The sequence below is a fragment of the Shinella sp. OV683 genome (genome assembly GCF_057787725.1).
Genome location: NZ_JBYMED010000002.1, coordinates 183,516 through 205,846 on the forward strand (window position 1 = coordinate 183,516; position 22,331 = coordinate 205,846).

26 protein-coding genes and 1 pseudogene are annotated in these 22,331 nt (G+C 58.3%); 16 read left to right on the top strand and 11 right to left on the bottom strand.

What is annotated here, in order from left to right:
• Window positions 1-272 precede the first annotated feature (272 nt).
• The 6 genes from ACXHRN_RS27815 to ACXHRN_RS27840 all read left to right on the top strand — a co-directional run bounded on the left by ACXHRN_RS27815 (window position 273) and on the right by ACXHRN_RS27840 (window position 5,809).
• Entirely contained in the window at window positions 273-1,556 is a 1,284-nt protein-coding gene (locus ACXHRN_RS27815) for an ABC transporter substrate-binding protein (RefSeq protein ID WP_488642073.1), read from the top strand.
• Window positions 1,557-1,813: 257 nt separating this feature from the next.
• The gene (locus ACXHRN_RS27820) at window positions 1,814-2,551 is read left to right on the top strand and encodes an ABC transporter ATP-binding protein (RefSeq protein ID WP_488642074.1); all 738 of its coding nucleotides are present in this window, start codon (window positions 1,814-1,816) and stop codon (window positions 2,549-2,551) included.
• Complete coding sequence (locus tag ACXHRN_RS27825; RefSeq protein ID WP_488642075.1) at window positions 2,532-3,251, top strand: ABC transporter ATP-binding protein; 720 nt, start codon at window positions 2,532-2,534, stop codon at window positions 3,249-3,251. Before ACXHRN_RS27820 ends, ACXHRN_RS27825 begins: the two co-directional genes overlap by 20 nt.
• The gene (locus tag ACXHRN_RS27830) at window positions 3,248-4,114 is read left to right on the top strand and encodes a branched-chain amino acid ABC transporter permease (RefSeq protein ID WP_488642076.1); all 867 of its coding nucleotides are present in this window, start codon (window positions 3,248-3,250) and stop codon (window positions 4,112-4,114) included. Before ACXHRN_RS27825 ends, ACXHRN_RS27830 begins: the two co-directional genes overlap by 4 nt.
• Window positions 4,111-5,142 carry a branched-chain amino acid ABC transporter permease gene (locus ACXHRN_RS27835; protein WP_488642077.1) on the top strand — a complete coding sequence of 344 codons (1,032 nt, stop codon included), beginning with the start codon at window positions 4,111-4,113 and terminating at the stop codon, window positions 5,140-5,142. The genes ACXHRN_RS27830 and ACXHRN_RS27835 overlap by 4 nt, the downstream gene beginning before the upstream one ends.
• 199 nt (window positions 5,143-5,341) lie before the next feature.
• Window positions 5,342-5,809 carry a nuclear transport factor 2 family protein gene (locus tag ACXHRN_RS27840; RefSeq protein WP_488642078.1) on the top strand — a complete coding sequence of 156 codons (468 nt, stop codon included), beginning with the start codon at window positions 5,342-5,344 and terminating at the stop codon, window positions 5,807-5,809.
• 90 nt (window positions 5,810-5,899) lie between these two features.
• On the opposite strand, the gene ACXHRN_RS27845 is transcribed toward ACXHRN_RS27840, so the two are convergent.
• Entirely contained in the window at window positions 5,900-7,054 is a 1,155-nt protein-coding gene (locus ACXHRN_RS27845) for a CaiB/BaiF CoA transferase family protein (RefSeq protein ID WP_488642079.1), read from the bottom strand.
• Window positions 7,055-7,299: 245 nt separating this feature from the next.
• Complete coding sequence (locus ACXHRN_RS27850) at window positions 7,300-7,998, bottom strand: hypothetical protein (protein WP_488642080.1); 699 nt, start codon at window positions 7,996-7,998, stop codon at window positions 7,300-7,302.
• Between the two features lie 327 nt (window positions 7,999-8,325).
• Between ACXHRN_RS27850 and ACXHRN_RS27855 the strand changes: the two genes are divergently transcribed.
• Window positions 8,326-9,237 carry a LysR family transcriptional regulator gene (locus tag ACXHRN_RS27855; protein ID WP_488642081.1) on the top strand — a complete coding sequence of 304 codons (912 nt, stop codon included), beginning with the start codon at window positions 8,326-8,328 and terminating at the stop codon, window positions 9,235-9,237.
• A gap of 47 nt (window positions 9,238-9,284) precedes the next feature.
• Here the strand turns inward: ACXHRN_RS27855 and ACXHRN_RS27860 are convergent, their stop codons facing one another.
• Complete coding sequence (locus ACXHRN_RS27860; protein ID WP_488642082.1) at window positions 9,285-9,572, bottom strand: hypothetical protein; 288 nt, start codon at window positions 9,570-9,572, stop codon at window positions 9,285-9,287.
• Between the two features lie 179 nt (window positions 9,573-9,751).
• On the opposite strand from ACXHRN_RS27860, the gene ACXHRN_RS27865 reads away from it, so the two are divergent.
• Window positions 9,752-10,042 (top strand): alcohol dehydrogenase catalytic domain-containing protein, encoded by a 291-nt coding sequence (locus tag ACXHRN_RS27865; protein WP_488642083.1) that lies wholly within the window; start codon window positions 9,752-9,754, stop codon window positions 10,040-10,042.
• Between the two features lie 88 nt (window positions 10,043-10,130).
• Here the strand turns inward: ACXHRN_RS27865 and ACXHRN_RS27870 are convergent, their stop codons facing one another.
• Window positions 10,131-10,346 carry a hypothetical protein gene (locus ACXHRN_RS27870; protein WP_488642311.1) on the bottom strand — a complete coding sequence of 72 codons (216 nt, stop codon included), beginning with the start codon at window positions 10,344-10,346 and terminating at the stop codon, window positions 10,131-10,133.
• Here ACXHRN_RS27870 and ACXHRN_RS27875 point away from each other — a divergent pair.
• Window positions 10,285-10,743: a zinc-binding dehydrogenase gene (locus ACXHRN_RS27875; protein WP_488642307.1), complete on the top strand. Its 459-nt coding sequence runs from the start codon at window positions 10,285-10,287 to the stop codon at window positions 10,741-10,743. The two genes, ACXHRN_RS27870 and ACXHRN_RS27875, sit on opposite strands and share 62 nt — an antisense overlap.
• Before the next feature lie 190 nt (window positions 10,744-10,933).
• Here the strand turns inward: ACXHRN_RS27875 and ACXHRN_RS27880 are convergent, their stop codons facing one another.
• The 6 genes from ACXHRN_RS27880 to ACXHRN_RS27905 all read right to left on the bottom strand — a co-directional run bounded on the left by ACXHRN_RS27880 (window position 10,934) and on the right by ACXHRN_RS27905 (window position 16,241).
• On the bottom strand, window positions 10,934-11,842 hold the full coding sequence (locus ACXHRN_RS27880) for a LysR family transcriptional regulator (protein ID WP_488642084.1): 909 nt from the start codon (window positions 11,840-11,842) through the stop codon (window positions 10,934-10,936).
• A 15-nt stretch (window positions 11,843-11,857) separates the two neighbouring features.
• A complete protein-coding gene (locus ACXHRN_RS27885) occupies window positions 11,858-12,712 on the bottom strand; it encodes an alpha/beta fold hydrolase (protein WP_488642085.1) in 855 nt (284 codons plus the stop codon).
• Window positions 12,709-13,098: a hypothetical protein gene (locus ACXHRN_RS27890; RefSeq protein WP_488642086.1), complete on the bottom strand. Its 390-nt coding sequence runs from the start codon at window positions 13,096-13,098 to the stop codon at window positions 12,709-12,711. The genes ACXHRN_RS27885 and ACXHRN_RS27890 overlap by 4 nt, the downstream gene beginning before the upstream one ends.
• Window positions 13,099-13,103: 5 nt before the next feature.
• Window positions 13,104-14,273, bottom strand: coding sequence for a muconate/chloromuconate family cycloisomerase (locus ACXHRN_RS27895; RefSeq protein WP_488642087.1), 1,170 nt, complete (start codon window positions 14,271-14,273; stop codon window positions 13,104-13,106).
• Between the two features lie 63 nt (window positions 14,274-14,336).
• Window positions 14,337-15,200: an intradiol ring-cleavage dioxygenase gene (locus ACXHRN_RS27900; RefSeq protein ID WP_488642088.1), complete on the bottom strand. Its 864-nt coding sequence runs from the start codon at window positions 15,198-15,200 to the stop codon at window positions 14,337-14,339.
• A 135-nt stretch (window positions 15,201-15,335) separates the two neighbouring features.
• Window positions 15,336-16,241: a LysR family transcriptional regulator gene (locus ACXHRN_RS27905; protein WP_488642089.1), complete on the bottom strand. Its 906-nt coding sequence runs from the start codon at window positions 16,239-16,241 to the stop codon at window positions 15,336-15,338.
• Between the two features lie 141 nt (window positions 16,242-16,382).
• Here ACXHRN_RS27905 and ACXHRN_RS27910 point away from each other — a divergent pair, with 141 nt between their 5' ends.
• From ACXHRN_RS27910 to ACXHRN_RS27940, 7 genes and pseudogenes are all read left to right on the top strand, one after another.
• Entirely contained in the window at window positions 16,383-16,928 is a 546-nt protein-coding gene (locus ACXHRN_RS27910) for an ester cyclase (protein ID WP_488642090.1), read from the top strand.
• 608 nt (window positions 16,929-17,536) lie between these two features.
• A pseudogene (locus ACXHRN_RS27915) lies at window positions 17,537-18,502 on the top strand (LysR family transcriptional regulator).
• Window positions 18,503-18,609: 107 nt separating this feature from the next.
• Window positions 18,610-19,017 (top strand): DoxX family protein, encoded by a 408-nt coding sequence (locus tag ACXHRN_RS27920; RefSeq protein WP_488642091.1) that lies wholly within the window; start codon window positions 18,610-18,612, stop codon window positions 19,015-19,017.
• 32 nt (window positions 19,018-19,049) lie between these two features.
• The gene (locus ACXHRN_RS27925) at window positions 19,050-19,916 is read left to right on the top strand and encodes a VOC family protein (protein ID WP_488642092.1); all 867 of its coding nucleotides are present in this window, start codon (window positions 19,050-19,052) and stop codon (window positions 19,914-19,916) included.
• A gap of 3 nt (window positions 19,917-19,919) precedes the next feature.
• Window positions 19,920-20,879, top strand: coding sequence for a glutathione S-transferase family protein (locus tag ACXHRN_RS27930; protein WP_488642093.1), 960 nt, complete (start codon window positions 19,920-19,922; stop codon window positions 20,877-20,879).
• A gap of 15 nt (window positions 20,880-20,894) precedes the next feature.
• The gene (locus ACXHRN_RS27935; RefSeq protein WP_488642094.1) at window positions 20,895-21,512 is read left to right on the top strand and encodes an alpha/beta hydrolase; all 618 of its coding nucleotides are present in this window, start codon (window positions 20,895-20,897) and stop codon (window positions 21,510-21,512) included.
• A gap of 13 nt (window positions 21,513-21,525) precedes the next feature.
• Complete coding sequence (locus ACXHRN_RS27940) at window positions 21,526-21,780, top strand: hypothetical protein (RefSeq protein WP_488642095.1); 255 nt, start codon at window positions 21,526-21,528, stop codon at window positions 21,778-21,780.
• A gap of 70 nt (window positions 21,781-21,850) precedes the next feature.
• Here ACXHRN_RS27940 and ACXHRN_RS27945 read toward each other — a convergent pair whose 3' ends face one another.
• Window positions 21,851-22,330 (bottom strand): hypothetical protein, encoded by a 480-nt coding sequence (locus tag ACXHRN_RS27945; RefSeq protein ID WP_488642096.1) that lies wholly within the window; start codon window positions 22,328-22,330, stop codon window positions 21,851-21,853.
• Window position 22,331 lies beyond the last annotated feature (1 nt).

Here is a 22,331-nt window from a genome sequence, read left to right on the forward strand (position 1 = left end):
TGACGGATCGGCATTCGACGATCCCAACAAGGCGAAAAGCTGAAGGCAGTGGGCTCGCCACACGCAGCCATACCAGCCAGGCGACCGGTTCCGCGCTCACTCCCACCGAAGCGCTTAGTCCTGCGGATAGGATGTTTTTGTGATTTCGGCGGCAACTTTCAGGCAACCGAAAGCACGAGCTCATCTCGGTGATGGTATGCACAAATACCTGTGAAGGTATGGTTTGACCGGTAAACTGAGCGATAAATCCTCCGATCATCTGGGAGGATAAAATGCATAATATCAAATTTCCGTTGTCGCGGCGTGATTTCTTGAAGACCAGCGGGGCTGTCAGCGTCGCATCACTCGCCAGCACATTTCCTATGCCAGCAATCGCAGCACCAAAAACGATCAAGATCGGCTTTGTGACGCCCCAAACGGGGCCGCTTGCCGTGTTTGCCGAACCCGATGCTTTCGTCCTGGAGCAGTTTCGCAAGGCAACGATTGGCGGCATCCAGATCAATGGCAGCAAGCACCCGATTGAATTTGTGGTGAAGGACAGCCAGTCGAGTTCGAACCGCGCGTCTTCCGTCGCCCAGGAACTGATCATGGGCGATGAGGTCGATATCATCACGGCCACCTCGACGCCGGACACCACCAACCCGGTGGCCGACCAAGCAGAGCTGAACGGCGTTCCCTGCGTAACCAATGACACGCCCTGGCAACCGCACTTCTTCGGTCGTGGCGGCGATCCCGCAAAGGGTTTCGATTGGACCTACCACTTCTTCTGGGGGCTCGAGGACATTATTTCCGTTTTCACCGGCCTCTGGTCAAAAACCGAAACATCCAAGGTGGTCGGCGCGCTTTGGCCCAACGATCCGGATGGAAATGCCTGGGGCGATCCCAAGCTCGGCTTCCCACCGGTTTTGAGCGCCAAGGGTTTCTCGCTGGTCGACACCGGCCGCTTCAAGGGCATGACCGACGATTTCACCTCGCAGATCTCGGCCTTCAAGGCAGCGGGCGTCGAAATCGTCACCGGGGTCGTCGTGCCCCCGGATTTTACGACATTCTGGACCCAGGCGGCGCAACAAGGGTTCAAGCCCAAAGTCGTCACGGTCGCCAAGGCGCTGGAATTTCCGCAGCCGATACAGGCGCTTGGCGAGCGTGGCGACAAATTGTCGGTCGAGGTATGGTGGTCCCCGTCCCATCCCTTCTCCTCCGGCTTTACCGGCCAGACGTCGGCGGAACTGGCCAGCGACTATGAGAAGACGACAGGGAAACCCTGGACCATGCCGCTGGCGTTCAAGCATTCGCTTTTTGAAGTTGTGATTGATGCATTGAAGCGCACCGAGGACCCGACCGATCCGGCATCCATCCGCGATGCCATCAAGGCGACCTCCTATAAATCGATTGTGGGACCGATCGATTTCTCCAAGGGACCGGTACCGAATATCGCCAAGACGCCCCTTGTCGGCGGGCAGTGGACCGTGAAGGATGGCAAGCCCACGCTTCATATCGTCGAAAACGGCGACCATCCGGAAATCCCTGTCAACGGGCAGATGGTGACCGTGGGCTGAGACAGCCCAATACCTCTGATAGGATGACCTCTGATAGGATGCGTGGTCGAGCCTAGGCTCGACCACGCTTTCATACGTCTATTTTCCGACCATGATGGTCGTGAAACCCGTTGCAATCGCAACTTTTTGCGTCTCCGGAATTTCATCGCGGCGTGATCATACTTTGGTATTGCATGATGCTTTTCAATGCATTGCACCAACCCTGGGCCTGCGATCTTGTAGCGGCCTACCGCATCTTTAGGGGAGGAGCATGCGTGATGGAATTCCTGAATATTGCTGGCGTCTGCAAGAACTTCGGAGCGCTCAGGGTCACGGACAACGTCGATCTGAGCGTCTCTGCGGGCGATGCGGTCGGCGTTATCGGGCCGAACGGAGCCGGCAAGACCAGCCTGTTTGGATTGATATCCGGCAATCTGAAGGCTGATGCGGGAACGATCTCCTTTCTGGGCGAAGATGTCACCGGACTTCAACCGGCCCAGCGCTGCCGCCTTGGCATCGCGCGATCATTTCAGATCCCACACCCGTTTGTCGGCATGAGCGTATATGAAAACCTTCTCGTCGGGGCGATCTTTGGCGCCGGCGAAACAGAAAAGGCGGCGGCCCGGCGATGCCGTGAAATCCTTGAGCGTACCGGCCTCGCGCCCAAGGCCAATCTCGCTGCGGGCTCCTTGCGGCTCTTGGATCGCAAGCGGCTTGAGATGGCGCGCGCTCTTTCTACTCAGCCGAAACTCCTGCTTCTTGACGAGATCGCCGGGGGACTGACCGAGGACGAGTGCCAGGCACTGGTGCAATCCGTGGCAAGCGTCCGCGAAAGCGGCGTTGCCATCATCTGGATCGAGCATGTGGTTCATGCCCTGCTTGCGGTCGTTGACCGGCTGGTGGTTCTAAATTTTGGACGCAAGGTGGCAGACGGCGAGCCACACGCGATCATGGCCAGCGATACCGTTCAGCAGATCTATATGGGGATAGACAAACATGTCGCGACCGCTGCTTGAAATTCGGCAGCTCGATGCCTTCTATGGTGACTTTCAGGCCCTGTTCGGGATTGATTTCCAGATATCGCCCGATGAAACCGTTGCGATCATCGGAGCCAATGGCGCTGGTAAGTCCACCCTCTTGAAATCGTTGGCGGGCCTCGTCCCCTCAAGGGGCCAGGCGCTTCTTTGGGGTGGAACAGCACGCGGCGGATGGAAGGCGCATGAGGCCGTCCGGGCGGGCGTAGCACTGGTACCGGAGGGCCGGCGGCTTTTCGCCTCGCTTTCCGTCGAGGAAAATCTGAAGGCCGGCGCCTATGGCCAGCGCAAGGGCTATTGGACGATCGAGCGCATCTTCGACATCTTTCCCGATCTCGTGGCCAAGCGAAACAACCCCGGCTCGGCCCTTTCAGGTGGTCAGCAGCAGATGGTCGCCATCGGCCGCGCTTTGATGGCCAATCCGGCCCTGATGCTCTGTGACGAGATCAGCCTCGGACTGGCTCCCAAAATCATCAAAGACATCTATCTCACACTGCCGCGGATACGCGAACAAGGCACGGCGCTCGTCATCGTCGAGCAGGATATCAACCAGGCACTCGCCGTTTCCAATCGCATCTATTGCCTCCAGGAGGGGAGAGTATCGCTGACCGGCGTGCCCGCGGAACTCACCCGCCAGCAGATCGTGGAAGCCTATTTTGGCGTGAAGGAGAAGGTATCGTGATCTGGGTCAATGCAATCGTGCAGGGGATCTTGCTCGGTGGTCTATACGCGCTCTTCGCTGCCGGCCTGTCGCTGATGTTCGGGGTGATGCGGTTTGTGAACCTCGCACACGGCGATTTCATTGTTGTGGCCGCGTATCTCACTCTAGGCGTGTGCGATACGACAGGCGTCAATCCATTCGTTGCCGTGCTCCTCATTGTACCCATCATGGGTGCGGCAGGCTATGCATTGCAGCGTTTCCTGTTCAATCGGGTCCTGGGCCAGGACATATTACCCCCTGTTCTCGTCACATTCGGGCTATCGATCATCATTCAGAATGCGCTGCTCAACTATTACGGCGCCAATGGCCGGAAATTAACGGTTGGGGGACTGGATACAGCCTCGGTTAATATCGGCCCGGATCTCGCGATCGGTTCATTGCCAGTGCTGACCTTCCTGATCGCGCTGTCGATCATCTTCCTGATCGGGTTCATTTCATATCGCACGTCGACCGGCCGGATGTTGCGCGCCACGGCCGACGATCCTGAGATCGTCGGGCTGATGGGCGCAAACAACGCTCACACGTTCGCCATCGCGACCATGATTGCCGCGGCGGTGGTGGCAATCGCCGGCGGCCTTTTTGCCATGCGAACCAATTTCGATCCATCGGCGGGGCCGGTTCGGTTGTTGTTTGCTTTCGAGGCCGTCATCATCGGCGGGTTGGGCAGTCTCTGGGGAACGCTCGCCGGCGGCATAGCACTAGGCATCGCCCAGACGGTAGGGGGCCAGATCGATCCTCGTTTTCAACTGCTTGCTGGACATCTGATCTTTCTGGTCATCCTCGCGGTTCGCCCTCAGGGACTGTTTTCAAGGAGAACATCATGACGTCATTGGCTTCCACTTCCCAAGTCCGGACGTCAGTGATGCCAGGCGTATTTGCGCACTGGCGGCTTGCGCTCGCCATTCTTGCGTTGCTGCTTCTGACTGCCGGTCCGCTTTTTCTCGGGCGATCCGAAATGCGGTTGCTGGTGGAAATATTCAGCTATTTGGCGCTGGCGCAGATGTGGAACCTGCTCGCCGGCTATGCGGGCGTCATTTCCGTAGGCCAGCAGGCCTATGTCGGCGCGGGTGGGTATGTTTTCTTCTCGCTGACAATGCTGGCGGGTGTGCCCGTGCTCTTGGCAATGCCACTGACGGGACTGATCGTCATGATTATTGCAGTTCCAACCGGCTGGCTGGCCTTTCGCCTCAGCGGCGCCTATTTCGCGATCGGCACCTGGGTTATCGCGGAGGTTTTCAGCATCGTCGCGGGTCAAATCCAGGTTCTGGGCGGTGGCTCGGGAATATCCTTGCCGACAAGCGTCGTCAAATCCATCGCAGCCAGCCGTGATGGCCGTGAAATGATTCTCTACTGGATCGCCTTCGCACTGGCCACGGCCTCAGTGCTCATCGTCTGGGCCTTGATGCGGTCGCGCTGGGGCCTGGCATTGACGGCAATCCGGGATTCCGAGATCGCCAGCGAGACGCTCGGCGTGAAGACCTATCGCACCCGGTTCATCGTCTATGTCCTGGTCGCAGGCTTCACCGCCGTCATCAGCGCCTTCATCTTTTTGCAGAAGCTGAGGATCTCCCCGGACGCGGCGTTCAACATCAACGACTGGACGGCCTTCGTGATCTTTATCGTCGTCATCGGCGGCGTCGGCACAATCGAAGGGCCATTCCTTGGCGTGGTCATCTTCTTTCTGTTGCGCGAGCTGTTGGCCGATCTCGGAACGTGGAGTTTCATCGTCATGGGGTCAGTGGCGATTGCCGTGATGCTGATCGACAAGCGGGGAATATGGGGCGCCATGCACGCAAAAGGTGTGCCTTCGATTTTCCCCACCAGGAGAATCATCAATATGGAACAAGGGTAAGACCCGTGGCGCGCCATAGCGAAGATATCGCCGGCGTGCAGCGGGGCCTCACAGTACCGCCCGCGGAGGATGGGGCGGCGTGGTATTGCCGATAGTTCCGATACTCTTTCCGAGGAATGACCATGGGGCTTTCCCGGAAATGCTCGACCACGAGCAAACCAACAGCATGTTGCTGTATTTTACAACGGAGGAGAACTAAATGAAACGAATTCTTGTGATCTTTACGGCCATCGCCATGATGACCGGCACATCAGCCATGGCAACTGACGTAAAGCTGCCCGGCTTCAAAAAGCAGGCAACACCTGAAGCCGTCGTCAGCGAGCATCTCGAGGCCCTGTCGAATTGCGACTTCGATCGAATCATGCAGCAATATCCCGAGGATGCCGAATTCATGTTACCGAACGGTGTCTGGCTCAAGGGTCGCGCCAATGTGTCCACGCTCTTCATCGGTTTTTGCAAGGATCGCAAGGACGGCGGGTTGAAGGGCGCGAAATTCACCAATGAGGAAGTCAATGTCGTCGGTGACACCGTCAACGTGTCATGGCGTCTGGATGCCGATTTCCTTGCGGAGCCCTATAAGGGTGCCGATGCCTATGTGACCAAGGACGGCATGATGCAGTCCCAGGTGACCACTTTCGACACCTCGCAGATGAAATTCAAGAAATAAGTCAGGGGCTACACCAGCCCAGACGAGGTACCATGGAAGGCGCGAGAGAACCTCGCGCCTTCCATGCACCGACGGGCGCTCCGGAAAAGGTTAGCGTGTCTTCCATCCGTGCTGAAGAACATCCTGGGTATCGGACCCCAATGTCGGAGGCGTCATCGCCGGAGACCGTTGGCCATCCAGCCGCCAGGGGGATCCCAGGAAGGGCGCGGGACTTCCGCCCGCTGTGTCCGCTCCCTCATGAATGAGACCGGCTTCCTGGGCACGCTGGTGAACAAGAGCCTCGTGCAGGCCCAACACTTCGCCGCAGGGAATGCCCAGGACGGCAAGCTTTTCCAGAAGATACTTCCGTGGAAGGGCGGCGACTGCCGGTTCGAACTGAGCCTCGAGTGCTTCACGGTTCTGCATGCGCAGGAGATTGGTGGTAAAGCGCGGATCGGCGGCGAGATCCGGGCGTTCAAGCACGTCGGTGCAGACGACCTGAAACTGCTTGTTGTTGCCGATGGCCAGCACCAGCGGTCCGTCGGCGGCCTCGAACACGCCATAGGGAACCACCGACGGATGACGATTGCCATAGCGTAGCGGATCCTGCTGCATCATCAGGGCGTCGAGGCCGTAATAGGCGCTGATCGTCAAACCACAATCGAACAGCGCCAGATCGATCCGCCGGCCGACACCACTGAGTTTTGCCGGAAGCAGGGCCGCGATTATTGCCTGGGCGGCATACATGCCGGTGAACATGTCAACGACGGCGACCCCGAATTTCAGCCTCGGCCTGCCTTCTTCACCATTGATCGACATCAGGCCGCTTTCGCCCTGCACGACGAGATCATAGCCGGGACGATCGGCTTCCGGTCCAAAGCGATCGTAGCCGGCGATAGCGCAATAGACCAGCTTTGGATTGATCTGGCGCAGCGTCTCATAATCGAGACCGAACTTTTCCATGCCGCCGTTGCGGAAATTCTCGACGACGACATCGGCTTCCTTCGCAAGTTTCTTGACCTCCGTCTGACCCTCGGGGGTCGAAAGGTCGAGCGTCAACGAGCGCTTGTTGCGATTGAACGCATAATAGTAGGACGTTTCGGTCTTGCCGATCCGCATTCCCCAGTCACGCGTGTCGTCGCCGCGACCGGGATGTTCAATCTTGATGACTTCGGCACCGAGATCGCCGAGAACCATGGTGGATAGCGGTCCGGCCAGAACGCGGGAAAGATCCAGAACGCGAACTCCATCAAGGGGAAGTGTCATGATTTCCGACTTTCAGATGGCGTTGTAGCGGCGGCAGGATTGCCTGTATACCACTTGGTGATAAAATCAGCCCCATATCGAGTCAATTGACCAAACTCAGCTTAGCCATTGTTAATATTGTAAAGTTTGAGACAACTGTCTCAAAGCTCGTATCACCGCGCTTCCTTGGAGGCCGCATAAGCTCGCTTTTCGCAAGGCTTGTCTGCCTAGAGCCGAAACAGCGGTGGGATCTCGTCCCCAGCCCCTCAGGATGCGGGCGTCACACTAAGATTGCGAAAATAGGCAATCGTTCCTGATTCCAACCAGACGCCGACACCGCCGCGCTGCCCAGGGCCGTATTTCAGGTCTTTGACGATCAGAGCGGGGCGGCTCCTGCCATCAAGATAGAGCTCTGCCCTCTGGCCCGATACCACGATCTTTAGATGGATCCAGCGTCCAAGATCGAGGTCCGCGTAGCTCTCGTATTTCTCCGGTGCCTCGCGCCTTAGCGTGTAGAACCGGTAATCCGGGTAGGCGACATATTGAACGCTGTGATTACGGCGAACCTGATCGTCGGCGCTGCTATTGGTTGGGCGCAGATAGATGCTTTCAAACCGACCCGCGCGATCGATCCGGAAGGTAAGGCCAATGAAGCCCCTGGCATAGTCTGGCGCATCCGGCACGAGTTCACTCGCCAGCTCCGCCTCCACCACGCCGTCGCCGAAATCAAGCGGTAGCCATGCCATGAAGTCGCGGTCGGCGAGTTGTGCTTTCAAGGGATCCTGTATCGCCTGGCTCGGCATGGTCATCTTGAACGCCGGCTCGCCATTGAACGTGCCGAGCTCAAGCGAGACGCCGGACAACCGAAATGCGCCGAGGGCAAGATCCGGCGAGGCACCGGACCCATGGCCGTCCGCAATGAAGGCTATTTCGGCCGCCCTGTTCAGTGTGCGTAGCGAATCCATCAAGTCCCTCCAGTTTAAATCAATGGGGCGGCTGACGTCCCATCCCTGAGTTTGGATGCGCGGCCCCGTGCCGCGAGTATAGTTTGAATTGGCCCTCGACCAGAAATTCGGACCCTACTTTTTTAACCGCTTCGGCAGCGCCAACCGCATGGCGTCTGCGTGCCCTGCGACACAAAGGCATGGGCAAAGCCCGAGACCATATTTCCTGTTCCGACAATTACGAGTTTCATCGTCATATTCATGGTTGTGGTTGTCACGGATCTTGACCTTGAAATGAATTGCGATAAATCTTGTGACGATCGCTTGACCTGAAACAGGACGTTTCAAATGGACCGACTGACGAGCATGGAGATCTTTGTCAGGGCGGTGGAAAGCGGCTCGTTCAGTGCCGCAGGTGAATCGTTGCAGATGTCATCGCAACTGGTCGGCAAGCACGTGCAGAAACTCGAGCAGCATCTAGGTGTCCAGTTGTTGCTCCGCTCCACCCGCCGTCAAAGCCTGACAGACTTCGGCCGCATCTTCTATGAACGTACAAAAATAATTCTTTCGGAGGTCGAAAACGCGGAAAACATGGCCGCAGAAACCCGCGCCACTCCAAGCGGCCGTTTGCGGATCAACGCCCCCGTCAGCTTCGGCATGCGCACGCTTTCTCCGCGACTGCCGGACTACATGAAGATGTATCCGGAAGTGACGGTGGAACTCACGCTTGCCAATCGCTCCGTCGATCTGATCGAGGAAGGCTACGATGCCGTGTTTAGGGTCGGCGAATTGTCCGACAGTGGCCTGATCGGACGACAACTTGCCCCCTATCGCCTCGTGATATGCGCCTCGCCCGCCTATCTGGCGGAGCACTCCCCGATTGCATCGCCGCGCGATTTGAAAGATCACGAATGTCTCGGATTTTCCCATACGGAGCTCAGGACCCACTGGACTTTCGACGGGCCAGACGGACGGGAAGTCGTGCCTGTAACCAGCAGTTTGATGGCCGATCACGGCGAACCACTGCTTTGCGCGGCGCTTGAAGGCCTGGGCATCATGTTGCAGCCGCTGGAACTGTTGGAGGATTACCTTGCTGACGGCCGGCTTGTGGCGCTCCTGCCTGATTACAAAGTGCCGACGCGGCCGTTGCAGATCCTCTATGCACCAGACCGTCGGCTGACTCCGAAGCTGCGTAGTTTCATCGATTTCTCGGTCGCAAGTTTCGGATCGCCCTCGATCGCCAGCAACAACCGACTCTGAGCGGCAGATGGTGACGGCTTCGTTCGCCCAACCACGCGCTCTATGCGTCAGTACTTGACGGGTGAACAAAAACCATCGGCCGGGTCGGCGATCCACTCGGCGATGTGGTCCCCCAAATAGAGTAATTCCTGCTCCTCATCGCTCACCTGTGCGAATACCGCGGAAAGCCATTGCGAGGGTAAAGCCGATAGGACCAGCAACGCGCGACAAATGCGGACAAATGGGTGATGCCAAGCTGATTGCGGCGGCCCAAGGCAGGGCTTCTCAAAACGAACATGGCGTACCCCGGTTGAAGCCACATTGTCGATACGCGAACGTCCAACGCTCGAAACCATGCTGATACCGTCCTGTGCTGTGTGACTCACCCCCTTGTCGCGTTCAACCAGAATGCGAAAAAGGGCCGCGAGAGTTCAGCAATTGAAACACGACGTTTGAAATTGATGACGAGCCATGTGCTATTCTGCCTTTTGAACTTAATCTGCGAGCTGCAGCAATAGTCTAACGGAATCGCACGATGAGCGATATCATGCGGGCAGTGGTGATCACGAAGCCGGGCGGACCGGGGGACCTGAAGGTAGAAGACGTCGCAAGGCCGCTCGCGAGGGTCGGACAGGTGCTTATCCGCGTCGAGGCTTTCGGCATGAACCGGTCGGAAATATTTACACGGCAGGGCCACTCGCCGAATGTGAGATTTCCCCGCATTCTCGGCATCGAAGCGGTCGGTACGGTAGCCGAAGCGCCTGGCGGCGAGTTCAGCCCCGGAACCACGGTTGCCACCGTGATGGGCGGCATGGGGTTGCCTTAACCGCGCACTTCGCCTCAAAGCCGGTGATCGCCTGCTGATACGCGGTGGCACGACATCGGTCGGCATGGCCGCGCTGGCGATAGCCCGGTTACAGGGCGCGGTCGTGGCCGCCACGACGCGAAATGCCGAACGGCAGGACTCTCTCAAGCGGATCGGAGCGGATCTGGTGTTTGTCGATAGCGGCGACATTCACGATCAGTTGAAATGCGTGGCCCGATGGCGCCGACAAGGTGCTCGAACTGGTGGGCACGAGGACGCTTGAGGATTCCCTGCGAGCGGCTGGAGAAGGCGGGATCGTCTGCATGGCGGGAGTCGGCAACAAATGGACGATCGACGATTTCGAGCCGATGATGGCGATTCCGACCGGCGTCTACCTCACGGCGTATTCCGGCGGGTTCGAAGACTTCAGGTCCATGCCCTTTCCGGATCTCGTGGCCATGGTGGAAAACGGCACGTTGCCGCTGATAACGGGTCCGGTCTTCCGGCGGGAAGAGATCGTGGAGGCACACCGAACCATGGAGGAGAATCGCGCAGATGGGGCGGCACGGTTGCCACCGTCAGTTGGGGTTGGTCGCCTGCATGGATGGACGCTTTTCAAACGACGCGAACCATGCGGTGCGCCTTCCGTCGCCTCCCAGCGTATCCGGATATCACAGGATCTCGCCGCCATCGCCAAGAGCCAAAGACCGGCACCTTGCTAAGTGGATTGACGGCGAGAAAGTCGGGCGGCAGGGCGAAAGGGCTTATCAGGATCCGGTCGACCCCCTTCACTTTGCTTTTCTATAATGAGAATGCCCAACTTGCGGGCAAACGGCGACTGTGGTGGGAAGAATAGTTTCATGTCCGATCTTTCAGAATGTGACGCAAATTCTGCGGCATATTTCGCGATAATCAGACAGGCTTTCGCCTCAATCCGCTCTCCTGGCTGTAGCGCCGCGCGATTTCGACGAAGCCGCGCAGTTGCGGTGAGCGATTATCCTGGCGGTAGTTGACCGACAACGCGGTGCCGGGATTGGGGCCGAAATATTTGCGGTAGCTGACCCCGGCGCGCTGGGTCGACGACACCGATTCCGGCACGATCGACAGTCCGACCCCGACAGAGACAAGACTAATGGCGGTCTGGTAATCCATCGCCATCACCGTCTTGACCGATCCAAGGCCGGCCTGGTGGCAGACATCGAGAATGTAGTCGGCAAAGCTCGGCCGCGGATTGCTGGGATAGAGGATGAAGGTCTCCTGACCTAGATCGCCCAACCTTGGAATCGCCTGGGCATTGAGCGGCGAATTGTCGGGAAGCGCCAGAATCAGCGGTTCTTGATGTAGGAACTCCGATTTCACCTCGTCATCCGTAATCGACGGGCGGGCGATCGCCACGTCGATCTCGCGCTGGATCAGCGCCCGCTTGAGTTCGGCATTGTTCATCGCGGCCAGCACCAGATCGACATCCGCATGATGGGCGCGGTAAGATTTGATCAGCGTCGGCAGCACGCCGTGGGTGGCCGAGCCGACAAAGGCGATCCTGAGGCGGCCTTCGTTGCCGGCCCCGATGCGGCGGACTTCTTCATAGGTGCTTTCAAGCGCGGCCAGCTGTTCACGCGCCCTTTCCAGCAGGAATTCACCCGCCTGGGTCAGCCGGATCTGGCTGCGGCTGCGGTCGAACAGAAGTGCGCCCAGTTCCTTCTCGAGCTGGCCGATCTGACGGCTGAGCGGCGGTTGGGCCATGTCCAGACGCGCCGCCGCGCGGCCGAAATGCAATTCTTCGGCGACCGCGATGAAATATTTGAGCCGCTTGAATTCCAATGTCGTGCTCTCGCTTCAGGCTCGTGGGGCCCCGACGAGGGCGAGCGCCCGGGCAAAATAGGGGCGGAACCGCTTGGGGTTCTCGCTCATTGGAAAATGCCCGAGTTCAGTCATGATCTCAAGTGTCGATCCTGCGATGGCCTTGTGTGTCCGCGTCGCGTCCTCAGGCGTGCAGGTGAGGTCATACTCGCCGCACAGAATGTGAACCGGTGCGATCGTGGTATCGATCAGGCCGATATTGACGATCAGGCTCTCATCCCTCGTATAGAAGCTGAGATCGCCGCGAAAGACGCCGGGCCCCGACTGCATGAACATCCACAGCGTGTTCCAGCGTTCGGCCTTCGGCGCGTGCGGGGCAATATTGGCCGAAACCAGTGACGCTCCCATTTCGCCGCCATGGGCGTCGGGCCGGTGAAACCAGTCGATGTCGTACCAGGCCGGCTGGAAATCCGAGGCCTCGATGGCAATGAAGCCGGAGAAGCGGCCTGGATGGAGGGCTGCGATCTGCAACGCGATCCGTCCGCCCATCGAGCAACCGGCGAGGATCGGGTTTTCCAAACCAAGCGCATCGGCGATCGCCAGAACCGTGGCGATATAGGTCTCGGTCGCCAGCAGATATTCCTCGGTCTCAAAACCTTCAGGCGGCAGGCTTTTGCCATGCCACGGCATGTCGAAGGCGATGATGCGGTGATCTGCAGTCAATTCGGCATCGTTAACAATGTGCCGCCATTGGCGGGTATCGGCGCCGGCGGTGTGTAGGCAGAGAACCGGACGGCCCTGGCCTGCCTCCTCGAAATAGATCCGCTGGCTACGGCCGGCAATGTCGACGGTGAGATAGTGTCCGCAAATGGCTTCGATCATCTGTGTCATGCGAGAGATCCGGCGCGGGGAATGGCGAGGACTTCCTTGATGTAGCGGAGATTTTTCACCAGCGTCAGGATGTCGCCATCAATGTTAGCGCGACCCAGTTTGACCAGGCCGAAGAGATCGTGGAAGCCTGGCGTTGGCAGCGGCTCCCAGAATTTGCGAAGGGCTTCGCCATCGGTGCGAATGGCAAAGCGCCATGGCGTCTTGCGGTTCTGACCGCAGGCGATCTTTTCCAGCCGACCGCGATGGAAGGTCAGGTAGTAGGCATCGCCATCGACCTCCAGCAGTACTGTCTCGCTAAAGAGTGCCCCCAGGCGCAACAGATGTGGCGTAGCGTCGATCGATTCGGCGATCCGGTCGAGAACGGGTTTCAGGGCCGCGTCTAGCATGGCGCTCACCGTGTTCTCGAAAGCGACCGGATGCGGTCTTCGTCGAGCGTTAGGCCGAAGCCGGGCCCCTCCGGCATATGCACCTCAAAATTTCGGTAGGTCGGACCTTCGATCACCAGATCATTGACCAGGATTTTCGGCCCGAACTGCTCGGTGCCCCATTCGAGCTTCGGGAGCGTCGAAAACACCGCCAGATGCGCCGCAGCCCCGATGCCACTTTCAAGCAGGCAGCCGCCATAGAGCTCCATGCCCATGGCCGTCGCCACCGCCGCGGCCCGTTTCATCTCAAGCAAGCCGCCGCTTTTCACCAGTTTCAGCGACAGCACCGTGCCGGCACCAGCCTTGCCTGCGCGAACGATATCAGCAGAGGTGAATACCGCTTCGTCGACCATGATAGGAATATTGGTGCGGGCAGCAACCCGGCCAAGCTGGTCGACTTGGGCGGCCGGTAGCGGCTGTTCGATCAGGCTGATGGCAAGTTCGTTGAAGGCCGGCAGCCAGCGCATGGCAGTTGCCTCACTCCAGGCCTGATTGACATCGACGATGATATCGACGTCGGGCCCGAGCGCTTGCCGGATCCGGGTCAGCCGGGCGACATCGGATTTCGGATCGGCGAAACCGAGCTTGATCTTGAAGATCCGATGCTCGGCCCGTTCGATCTTGCCCTTGGCTTCGTCGATTTCCTGTCCGGCATCGCCTGAAGCAAGCGCCCAGACCACCGGAAAACTGTTGCGCACACTTCCGCCGAGCAGCGCGGTCGCGGGAAGACCGAGTGATTTGCCGATGGCATCGAACAGGGCCGACTCGATTGCGGCCTTTGCGGCATTGTTGCGGCTCGCGGCCTTGGACATGCGCAGCGCATTGTCCTCGAACAGACCGGCCGGTCGTCCGATCAACACAGGGGCGAGGTAGGTGTCGATCACCGCCTTGATCGATTCCACGCTCTCCTCGGCCCAGCGCGGACCGCCGAGCGTCGACGCCTCGCCGTATCCCTCTACGCCGTTTTCCAGCATTACCCTAACGAGGACAAAACCCTGATGGGAGATTTCGGTGTTGGAAAGCTTGTGGCGACGCACCGTCGGTGCGTCGATGATCACGGACGAAATGTTGCGGATCGCATGATCGCGCCATGACGCGCTCTCATCCAGACGCGCGACGGGTTCGACGAGAGCCATTTGTCGGTACTCCGATATTCTGGAAAGATGCCGCGCCGATTCACACCGGCGCGGCGGGGAAGATTATTCGGCAGCCATGGCGACCGCTTCGCGCTTTAGAACGAAGTTGAAGTCCATGATGTAATCTGTTTTCGAGCCGGCCGGTGCCTTGACCAGGTTGCCGATCAGATCCTGCTTGACGGCGAAGACCGAGTCGTTGTCGAGATATTTGGTCTCGGAATCGAAGATCTGCGAGATCAGCGGACGATAGCTGTCCTTGGTGATCATGAAGTGGATATGACCCGGCCGCCACGGATGATGGCCCATGTAGTTGAGGAGTTCGCCGGCCGCCCCGTCATAGGGGATGGGATAGGGAACGGGGCGAATGCCGACAAAGGCGTAGTGGCCGTTGACGTCGGTATGGAAGCGGCCGCGGAGGTTGTAATCCGGCTGGTCGGGATCTTGCTGCTCGTAAAGACCGTTCGGAGCATCTTCCCAGACATCGATGACGACGCCGGCGAGCGGCTTGCCGTCGGTGCCAAGGATCTGGCCCTGGACCAGCACGGTTTCCTGCTCGGGAAAATCCTTCTGGATGATCGAGGCGCCGTTCGGCAGGACGGGAGGATTCTCACGATAGAAGGGGCCGAGCACTGTCGAACAGCTCTCGCCCTCGGTTACCGGGTGGTCGATCATGTCGACCAGCACTTCGATGCCGAGAATGTCGGAAATCAGGATGAATTCGTTGCGATTCTCATCGGAGATATCGCCGGCCCGGCGCAGAAACTCGCAGGCCTCAAGCCATTCGTGATGAGTGATGTTCACTTCCTTGCAGAAATCATGGGCGTGGCGGATCAAGCTCACCAGGATTGCGCGGCGGCGCGGCGCGATATCACCAGAAAGCGCGCCGATGACGACATCGGAAATATTTTCGATCGTGACGTTTCGCATGTTTTCCTCCCACAGCGTTCGATAGCAGAATGCTTGACCGAGGGAATTCCAGACCTCAATGCCCGGAATGATATGCGATCATACCTCGATACGATCGGCCGCTGTCTGAGCCTGCTGAATGGGCGGTATTCTCACTCAATCTTCGGATGCACTCTGGTCTGTTGAATGGCTCCTGCCTTCCATTCTCTGCAGGTAGTCGATGAATACACGCACCTTGGCCGACAGGAATTTTCGACTGAGGTAGAGCACATAGACATTAAAGCTCTCGCTGGTCCAGTCGGTGAGAATCGGCGTGAGGCTTCGCGATTCGATATGCCGCTCGACCATGAAATCCGGCTCGTTGACGATTCCCGCGCCGCGGGCTGCCAGTTCGCACAGCATGTCGCCGCTGCTTGCGAGGACGGACGGTCGCACGCGCACCTGGCTCTCGAGCCCGTCGGCGTTGTGGAAAGCCCACTGGCTGCCGGTCGACAGATACGAATAGCTCAGGATGTCATGATCGACGAGATCGGCTGGCACCTGAGGGCATCCCCGCGCCGCTAGATAGGCTGGCGACGCACAGACGATTCGATGAACCGAGGTGATCCGGCGGGCGATGACATTGGTCGCAGCCGGCCGAAGGGCGATGCGCACAGCGACGTCTATGCCGTCATTGGCCAGATCAATCTGCCGATCGGTCAAGTCAAGCTCGACGCGCAATCGTGGATAGGTGGCAATGAAATCCGGAAGCCAGCGCGACAACCGGTTGATCCCGAACGAGAGCGGAGCGCTGATCCGCAACAAACCTATGGGCTGGGCAGCTCTTTCTCCGGCGACAGCTTCAGCCTCCGCAACGTCGGAGAGAATCTGCTTGGCCCTCGCGAAATAGTCCTGCCCGACATCGGTAAGGGACAGCCACCGGGTTGTGCGGTTGAGCAGTCGGGCGCCGACATGGTCTTCCAGCGCTGCAAGCTGTCGCGACACCGCGGCGGCAGACGTGCCCAGTGCCTTCGCTGCGCGCACGAGGCTGTTCTGTTCGACAACAGCGATGTAAACGGTCATTGCGCGCAGGACATCCATGCGCCGAATTATTACACAAGGCGTATCAATCAATCAATTGCTGCGCCGTTTATTGTCCTATGTGGATGCAATAACGTCCTTCCAGCGGCACCAATGTGGAGGCCGCCTCTAATGGAGAACACGATGAAATCCATGATATTGATCGCCAGCATTGCCACTCTCGTCGCCAGCCAAGCGTTCGCAGACAGCCCCTGGCTAAAGCCGGCAACGCCGGCGCCCGCCCACGAAGTTCAGGCGGCCGGAGTCGAAGCCAATCTCAAGATCTTTGACACGCTGGATTTCGACGTCTTTTCGAACCAGAAATGGGACCGGCTCGCCGAAAGCCATGCCGACGACATCGTCGTTACTTGGCCGGACGGCCATGAAACAAAGGGCATTAAAAAACATATCGAGGATTTGAAGGCGCTTTTTGTCTTCGCGCCCGATATTGCCATTAAAGAACACCCGATCCGGTTCGGGTCCGGTACCTGGACCACAGCCACTGGCGTTATGACCGGCACCTTCAGCAAGCCCATGCCCATTGGCAAAGACAAGTCAATCCCAGCGACCGGCAAGGCCTTTGCCCTTGGAATGGTGACCGTGGGCCATTGGACCAATGGCAAGATGGACCATGAATGGCTGTTCTGGGACAATGGCGACTTCATGAAGCAGATCGGGCTTGGCCAATAAAAGTCTCGACTCGCGACCGTTACGCCGCGCTGGACATTCCAGCGCGGCTAACCCTGTTCACAATGGTAGAGCGTGCAGTCTATCTTGCTTTTATGCGGCGCTAACTATCTATTCCCATCCTCAAGATTGCCGAAAAGCGCTCTTATCAGGATGCTTGATGGGAATCGAACGGTAGACTAGGGAATAAGTCGTAACGAAAAGAGCACAACACTGGACCTTGGTGGCGAGCTATTAGCATCGGTTGCCGAGACGGTTGCTATAATTTGGAATATACTGCTCCTTGGCGTTCCAAAGCCACGATCTCACTGGGCTCAGGTCCTGTTGATGCCAGAATGCAGTGGCCCGGAGAATCCCGCGCGAAATCAATGAAGACGCACGAGACGTAGCCTGAACAATCGCCGCGACTCCGGATTATCAGCGCTCCCCGTCACCAGCCGGAAAGCATCGTCGGGGTCGATACCGCCCATCCTCTCCTGCTCCTGAGTTCCGAGTGTGGACAAAAACTCGATAGCCATTCAGACGTATCGGGTTCACCTTCAATGTGGTTTTGATATTCGGCGAGGGATCTTCGCCCAGCAACTGCAATCTAGAGCAAAGGATTGAATGTCTTGGACCGCCTCGAATGCGACCGCATGTTTGCCGCGGTGATTGATACAGGTAGCTTCGCAGCAGCAGCCATACGCTTGGGAACCAGCACTGGACAGGCATCCAAACTTGTCTCTCGCCTCGAGAGAGAACTGGGTGTGCAGCTAATTATGCGAACAACCCGGGCTTTGTCGCTGTCAGAGGTTGGGCGTGCTTACTATGAGCGGATAAAGGCCCTTATTGAGGATTTCGATTCCCTCGACGCGTCTGTGCGTAACGCATCGGGGGCACCATCCGGCAGGCTCCGGATTACTGCACCCATCACCTTTGGTACAACGCAACTGACCCCAGTCCTGATCTCTTTCGCCGCAGCTTTCCCGGACATCCAGCTGGACGTCAGCTTTTCCGACCGCCTCGTCAATCTTGTTGACGAGGGGTTCGATGCAGCAGTCAGGATCGCCATGATCTGCGCGTCGCTAAATCGTGATGTCTTCATCGGAATCTTCTCCAAAATCATTGTGAGAAAATTCTACTTTTAAACCCAGTTAGTTTGCGGGAGGATTACCGTGGCGTCTCGTTCATATCTCGACGTTCGAGGAACGCCGGTGATCCCGAGCCAGCTTGTCGAACACGACTGCATAGTAGACACTAATTTTCGTGACCCGCTATCGTGGCGATTTAGAAATGGACGCGATCAGCAGCCACTCTCTGCCGAAGTTCGCGGACGCCTCCATTTTTCAAATGCCGAAGCGTGTGTCGCGGCGGCCGAAGCGGGCCTGGGTATCGCTCGTGTGCCCAGTTTTGTTGCCGGGGTCAGGTTGCGGGCAGGATTGGTGAACCCCGTTCTAAGCCTGTATGAAGACGATCCGCGTGGTCTCTATGCCGTCTATCCTCCGGCACGGCACCTTGCTTTGAAGGTGCGCGTGTTGGTGGACTTTCTGGCCAATGTCTTTCGCGGCCGACCGAAGTGGGACGACGGATGGTCGTAATCGCTTCCGTTTTGGAAACAATTACTCTCTGTTTGACGGGATAATCGTCGATCTGGAATTGCGCCATATTCCATCTCAGGAATTCACCCAATGAAAGAGAAACGATCATGATTGACTCCCGGACTGCCCCTTATGCTGCACTCATCCTGCGCCTCGCACTTGGCCTGCTTTTCCTGGCTCACGCCGGCCTGAAGATTTTCGTATTTACCCCAACCGGCACTGCCGGCTTCTTCGCGTCGCTCGGCCTTCCCGGTTGGCTTGCCTACGTCACCATCGTTTGGGAACTGGCAGGCGCCGTTGCGCTCATTCTGGGCATCTGGCCCCGCCTTGCTGCCATCGCGGTCATTCCGATCCTGCTCGGTGCAATCTTCACTGTTCACGGCGCAGCAGGCTTCTTCTTCAATAATCCGAACGGTGGCTGGGAATTCCCTGCTTTCTGGATCGTGGGCCTGATCGTTCTTGCATTGACCGGCGACGGCGCAATGGCACTCCGTCCCACGCCTGTCCGTAAGTAGGACCCAAGCGACGATTGTGAACGGAGGAAGCCATGAGCACGGCACATAGTTTGAAGACTGGAATCGGCAAAGTGAGCTTGACGGTCAATGACCTCGACCGAGTGAGTGGCTTCTACCAGGAGGCTGTCGGCCTCCACCTGCTTCGCACTGATGCATCGACGGCAGAGCTTGGCGTCGAAGGAAAAACGCTTCTGGAATTGCGACGCGATCCGGCAGCGCTCCGCCGTTCGCCCCGCGAGGCAGGGTTGTTTCATACGGCTTTTCTGCTTCCCTCCCGCGCCGATCTTGGCCGCTGGATCAAGCATGCGATGAAGACCCGGCCGCCGGTGGTGGGCGCATCCGATCACAGTGTCAGCGAAGCGCTTTACCTTTCCGATCCGGAAGGCAACGGCGTCGAGATCTACTCGGACCGGCCGGTTCTGTCATGGCAATGGAAGGACAGACTGGTCCATATGCCCAGCGACCCGCTCGATCTCGATGATCTGGTCGCCGCAAGCGGCACCGGTGAATGGAAGGGTTTTCCCGAGGGTTCGACGGTCGGCCATGTGCATCTGCAGGTCGGCGCTCTCCCCACGGCGGAGACCTTCTATAGCAATGTACTCGGCTTTGCCGTCACATCTCGCTATCCCGGCGGGACCTTTTATGGAGCTGACGGATACCACCATCATCTCGCAACCAATATCTGGAATAGCCGCGGTGCCGGTGTGCGCTGCTACCCGAGTACAGGTCTTGCCAATATCGAGATCGTCGCGAACCCGGATTTTCTGGCATCCGCCAGCGCGAAGTCCACAGACGCCGGAATTTCAACAGCCGATAAGCCACAGGGTCTGACCTTGAGCGATCCATGGGGGACCGAGATCAGCATCGTCACATCGGCCAAAAAGAACACTCCGGAGTAAGCAATGCTTGTAGAAGGTAAGTGGACTGCCGACTGGCACCCGGTGCAGGCGAGCGACGCCAAGGGCGGATTCGTCCAGCAGATATCGGGTTTCCGCAACTGGATCACGCCTGACGGCAGCACCGGGCCGACCGGCGAAGGCGGCTTCAAGACCGAGGCAGGCCGGTATCACCTGTATGTCGCGCTCATCTGCCCCTGGGCATCCCGCGCGCTTATCGGCCGCGCTCTGAAGAAACTCGATGGCGCCATCTCGGTATCCGTCGTGGAGCCGGCGCTTTCCGACCAGGGCTGGCGCTTCGGCGATTATCCGGGTTCCGATCTCGACACGCTCAACGGTGCAAGTTACATGCACCAGATCTATACGACTGCCGATCCGGTTTACACCGGCCGGGCGACCGTACCGGTCCTATGGGACAAGGAACGTCGCATCATCGTCAACAACGAGTCCGCCGATATCCTGAGAATGCTCAACTCCGGGTTCGGAGCGCTAGCCGACAACAGTATAGACCTTTATCCAGAGGACCTGCGCGCGGATATCGACGCGTTGAACGAGCGGATCTATCCAAAGCTCAACAACGGTGTCTATCGCACGGGTTTTGCGATCAAGCAGTCTGCCTATAAAGAAGCGTTTGTAGATGTCTTCGCCATGCTCGACGAGCTGGAGGCTCGTCTGGAAAACCAGCGACCGTATCTGTTCGGCGATCGGTTGACGGAAGCAGATGTACGGCTGTTCGTCACCCTTGTCCGCTTCGATGCCGCCTATAACGGCCTGTTCGAGTGCAATCTGCGCAGGCTTACAGACTATGCTCGTCTCAGCCGGTACGTGGAGCAAATCCTCGCAATCCCCGGCATTCGCGGCACGGTGAACATCGACCACATCAAGCGTGGCTATTCCTCGATCAACGCGCTCAACCCCAACGCTATCGTTCCGGTTGGCCCTCAGCTGCCGTTCGAGCTGGCATAAAAAAGGACAAATCCGATGTCGCCAATCGCGGCTAATATTCTTGTCATCATGCTCCACGGCGTTGGCTCCAGCGGCAACGACCTCGCGCCGCTTGCCAACACCTGGAAGACCGCCTTGCCCGGCGCCGTCTTCGTTTCCCCCAATGCACCCGCCCCTTCCAGCTTTGGTTCTGGTTACCAGTGGTTCAGCGTCGCCGGCGTTACTGAAGATAACCGTAGCGAACGGATTCTGGATGCGCGGCTATCGTTCGACAAGGTGCTTTCCTCGATCATTGCGGAAAACGGATTTACCGACAAGCTCGATCGCGTCGCATTTGTCGGGTTCTCGCAAGGCACGATCATGGCGCTCGATGCGGTCGCATCGGGCCGATGGCCAGTCGGTGCCGTGGTCGGGTTCTCAGGCCGCCTCGCTTCGCCGCTTCCGCTTCAACCAGCGTTGAAGACGCCCATTCTCCTGGTGCATGGGAGTGCCGATCCGGTGATCCCAGCGACCGAAAGCAGCAAGGCCACAGCCACTCTTCGCGCACTCGGCGTCAAGGTTGAAACGCTCACCTTGCCGGGCGTGCCTCACACGATTTCAGCCGAAGGCGCAGCACAAGCAGGCAGTTTCCTGGCGGAGGCTATGGCCAAGTAAGAAGGCAGCTGTCATGGAGATCGGACTTTACACATTCGGCGACCTGCCCGTCGGCACCCAGAGGCCGGCGGCATCGAACCGTCGTCTGCTGGAGATCGTCAAAGCGGCAAAGCGTGCCGAGGCCTCAGCGCCTTCGGTATTGGCGAGCACCGCCGGCCGGACGACACGATCTCCTTCCCGGGTGCATTTTGTCGCCAATGAAATGGTTGCCGGTCATAGCCTGAACCAAGCGTTTCGGACACGGCGACAACGGGCGCGCCCTGGCTGACCAAAGGCCTGCCGGGCGCCTTCTAGATCTCAGCTCCGGCAGAAGATCGGCAGCGTCGGCAGATGCAAAGTCAGACCGGGGCGATGGGGAGTGCAAAGCCGACGAGAGGAGCCATGAACAAGGCCCCAAACGACTCGAGTTTCGTCCGCAGGTCCGCAGGCAGCTCGCCGTAGACATAAAGTCGTTCGATTTTCGCCAGCTTGAGAAACCGCTCGGCGAAAGGCTCAAAAGTGCCCTCCACATGCGGCAAAACGGCTTCCGTCAGATATCGCTCGACGATATGAACCGTGCGCCCGTCTTCGCCTAGCGAATATTCATAGATCAGCGTATCGGGCTCTTTGTTCGACAGCGCGACAATCTCGGTGATAAGGGTCTTAAATCCTCGAGTGCCTCTGGCTCTACGGTCATGTGGAAAACGTTGGTGATGTAGGTCATCGGCGATGCCCCCGTATCTGATGTCACGTTTGAAATTCAACGCATCGCAGAGAGGTCCCGGCAATGCGTTGTGCTTAAGCATTGTACTGGCCCGGCTGGCGTTGATCGCCGGCACG

What these genes read in the sequence shown, in the direction of transcription:
- ACXHRN_RS27815 (WP_488642073.1), top strand. Translation starts at nt 273, where the DNA reads ATGCATAATATCAAATTTCCGTTGTCGCGGCGTGATTTCTTGAAGACC.
- ACXHRN_RS27820 (WP_488642074.1), top strand. Translation starts at nt 1,814, where the DNA reads ATGGAATTCCTGAATATTGCTGGCGTCTGCAAGAACTTCGGAGCGCTC.
- ACXHRN_RS27825 (WP_488642075.1), top strand. Translation starts at nt 2,532, where the DNA reads ATGTCGCGACCGCTGCTTGAAATTCGGCAGCTCGATGCCTTCTATGGT.
- ACXHRN_RS27835 (WP_488642077.1), top strand. Translation starts at nt 4,111, where the DNA reads ATGACGTCATTGGCTTCCACTTCCCAAGTCCGGACGTCAGTGATGCCA.
- ACXHRN_RS27840 (WP_488642078.1), top strand. Translation starts at nt 5,342, where the DNA reads ATGAAACGAATTCTTGTGATCTTTACGGCCATCGCCATGATGACCGGC.
- ACXHRN_RS27845 (WP_488642079.1), bottom strand. Translation starts at nt 7,054, where the DNA reads ATGACACTTCCCCTTGATGGAGTTCGCGTTCTGGATCTTTCCCGCGTT.
- ACXHRN_RS27850 (WP_488642080.1), bottom strand. Translation starts at nt 7,998, where the DNA reads ATGGATTCGCTACGCACACTGAACAGGGCGGCCGAAATAGCCTTCATT.
- ACXHRN_RS27855 (WP_488642081.1), top strand. Translation starts at nt 8,326, where the DNA reads ATGGACCGACTGACGAGCATGGAGATCTTTGTCAGGGCGGTGGAAAGC.
- ACXHRN_RS27860 (WP_488642082.1), bottom strand. Translation starts at nt 9,572, where the DNA reads ATGGTTTCGAGCGTTGGACGTTCGCGTATCGACAATGTGGCTTCAACC.
- ACXHRN_RS27865 (WP_488642083.1), top strand. Translation starts at nt 9,752, where the DNA reads ATGAGCGATATCATGCGGGCAGTGGTGATCACGAAGCCGGGCGGACCG.
- ACXHRN_RS27870 (WP_488642311.1), bottom strand. Translation starts at nt 10,346, where the DNA reads ATGCAGACGATCCCGCCTTCTCCAGCCGCTCGCAGGGAATCCTCAAGC.
- ACXHRN_RS27885 (WP_488642085.1), bottom strand. Translation starts at nt 12,712, where the DNA reads ATGACACAGATGATCGAAGCCATTTGCGGACACTATCTCACCGTCGAC.
- ACXHRN_RS27890 (WP_488642086.1), bottom strand. Translation starts at nt 13,098, where the DNA reads ATGCTAGACGCGGCCCTGAAACCCGTTCTCGACCGGATCGCCGAATCG.
- ACXHRN_RS27895 (WP_488642087.1), bottom strand. Translation starts at nt 14,273, where the DNA reads ATGGCTCTCGTCGAACCCGTCGCGCGTCTGGATGAGAGCGCGTCATGG.
- ACXHRN_RS27900 (WP_488642088.1), bottom strand. Translation starts at nt 15,200, where the DNA reads ATGCGAAACGTCACGATCGAAAATATTTCCGATGTCGTCATCGGCGCG.
- ACXHRN_RS27905 (WP_488642089.1), bottom strand. Translation starts at nt 16,241, where the DNA reads ATGACCGTTTACATCGCTGTTGTCGAACAGAACAGCCTCGTGCGCGCA.
- ACXHRN_RS27910 (WP_488642090.1), top strand. Translation starts at nt 16,383, where the DNA reads ATGAAATCCATGATATTGATCGCCAGCATTGCCACTCTCGTCGCCAGC.
- ACXHRN_RS27920 (WP_488642091.1), top strand. Translation starts at nt 18,610, where the DNA reads ATGATTGACTCCCGGACTGCCCCTTATGCTGCACTCATCCTGCGCCTC.
- ACXHRN_RS27925 (WP_488642092.1), top strand. Translation starts at nt 19,050, where the DNA reads ATGAGCACGGCACATAGTTTGAAGACTGGAATCGGCAAAGTGAGCTTG.
- ACXHRN_RS27930 (WP_488642093.1), top strand. Translation starts at nt 19,920, where the DNA reads ATGCTTGTAGAAGGTAAGTGGACTGCCGACTGGCACCCGGTGCAGGCG.
- ACXHRN_RS27935 (WP_488642094.1), top strand. Translation starts at nt 20,895, where the DNA reads ATGTCGCCAATCGCGGCTAATATTCTTGTCATCATGCTCCACGGCGTT.
- ACXHRN_RS27940 (WP_488642095.1), top strand. Translation starts at nt 21,526, where the DNA reads ATGGAGATCGGACTTTACACATTCGGCGACCTGCCCGTCGGCACCCAG.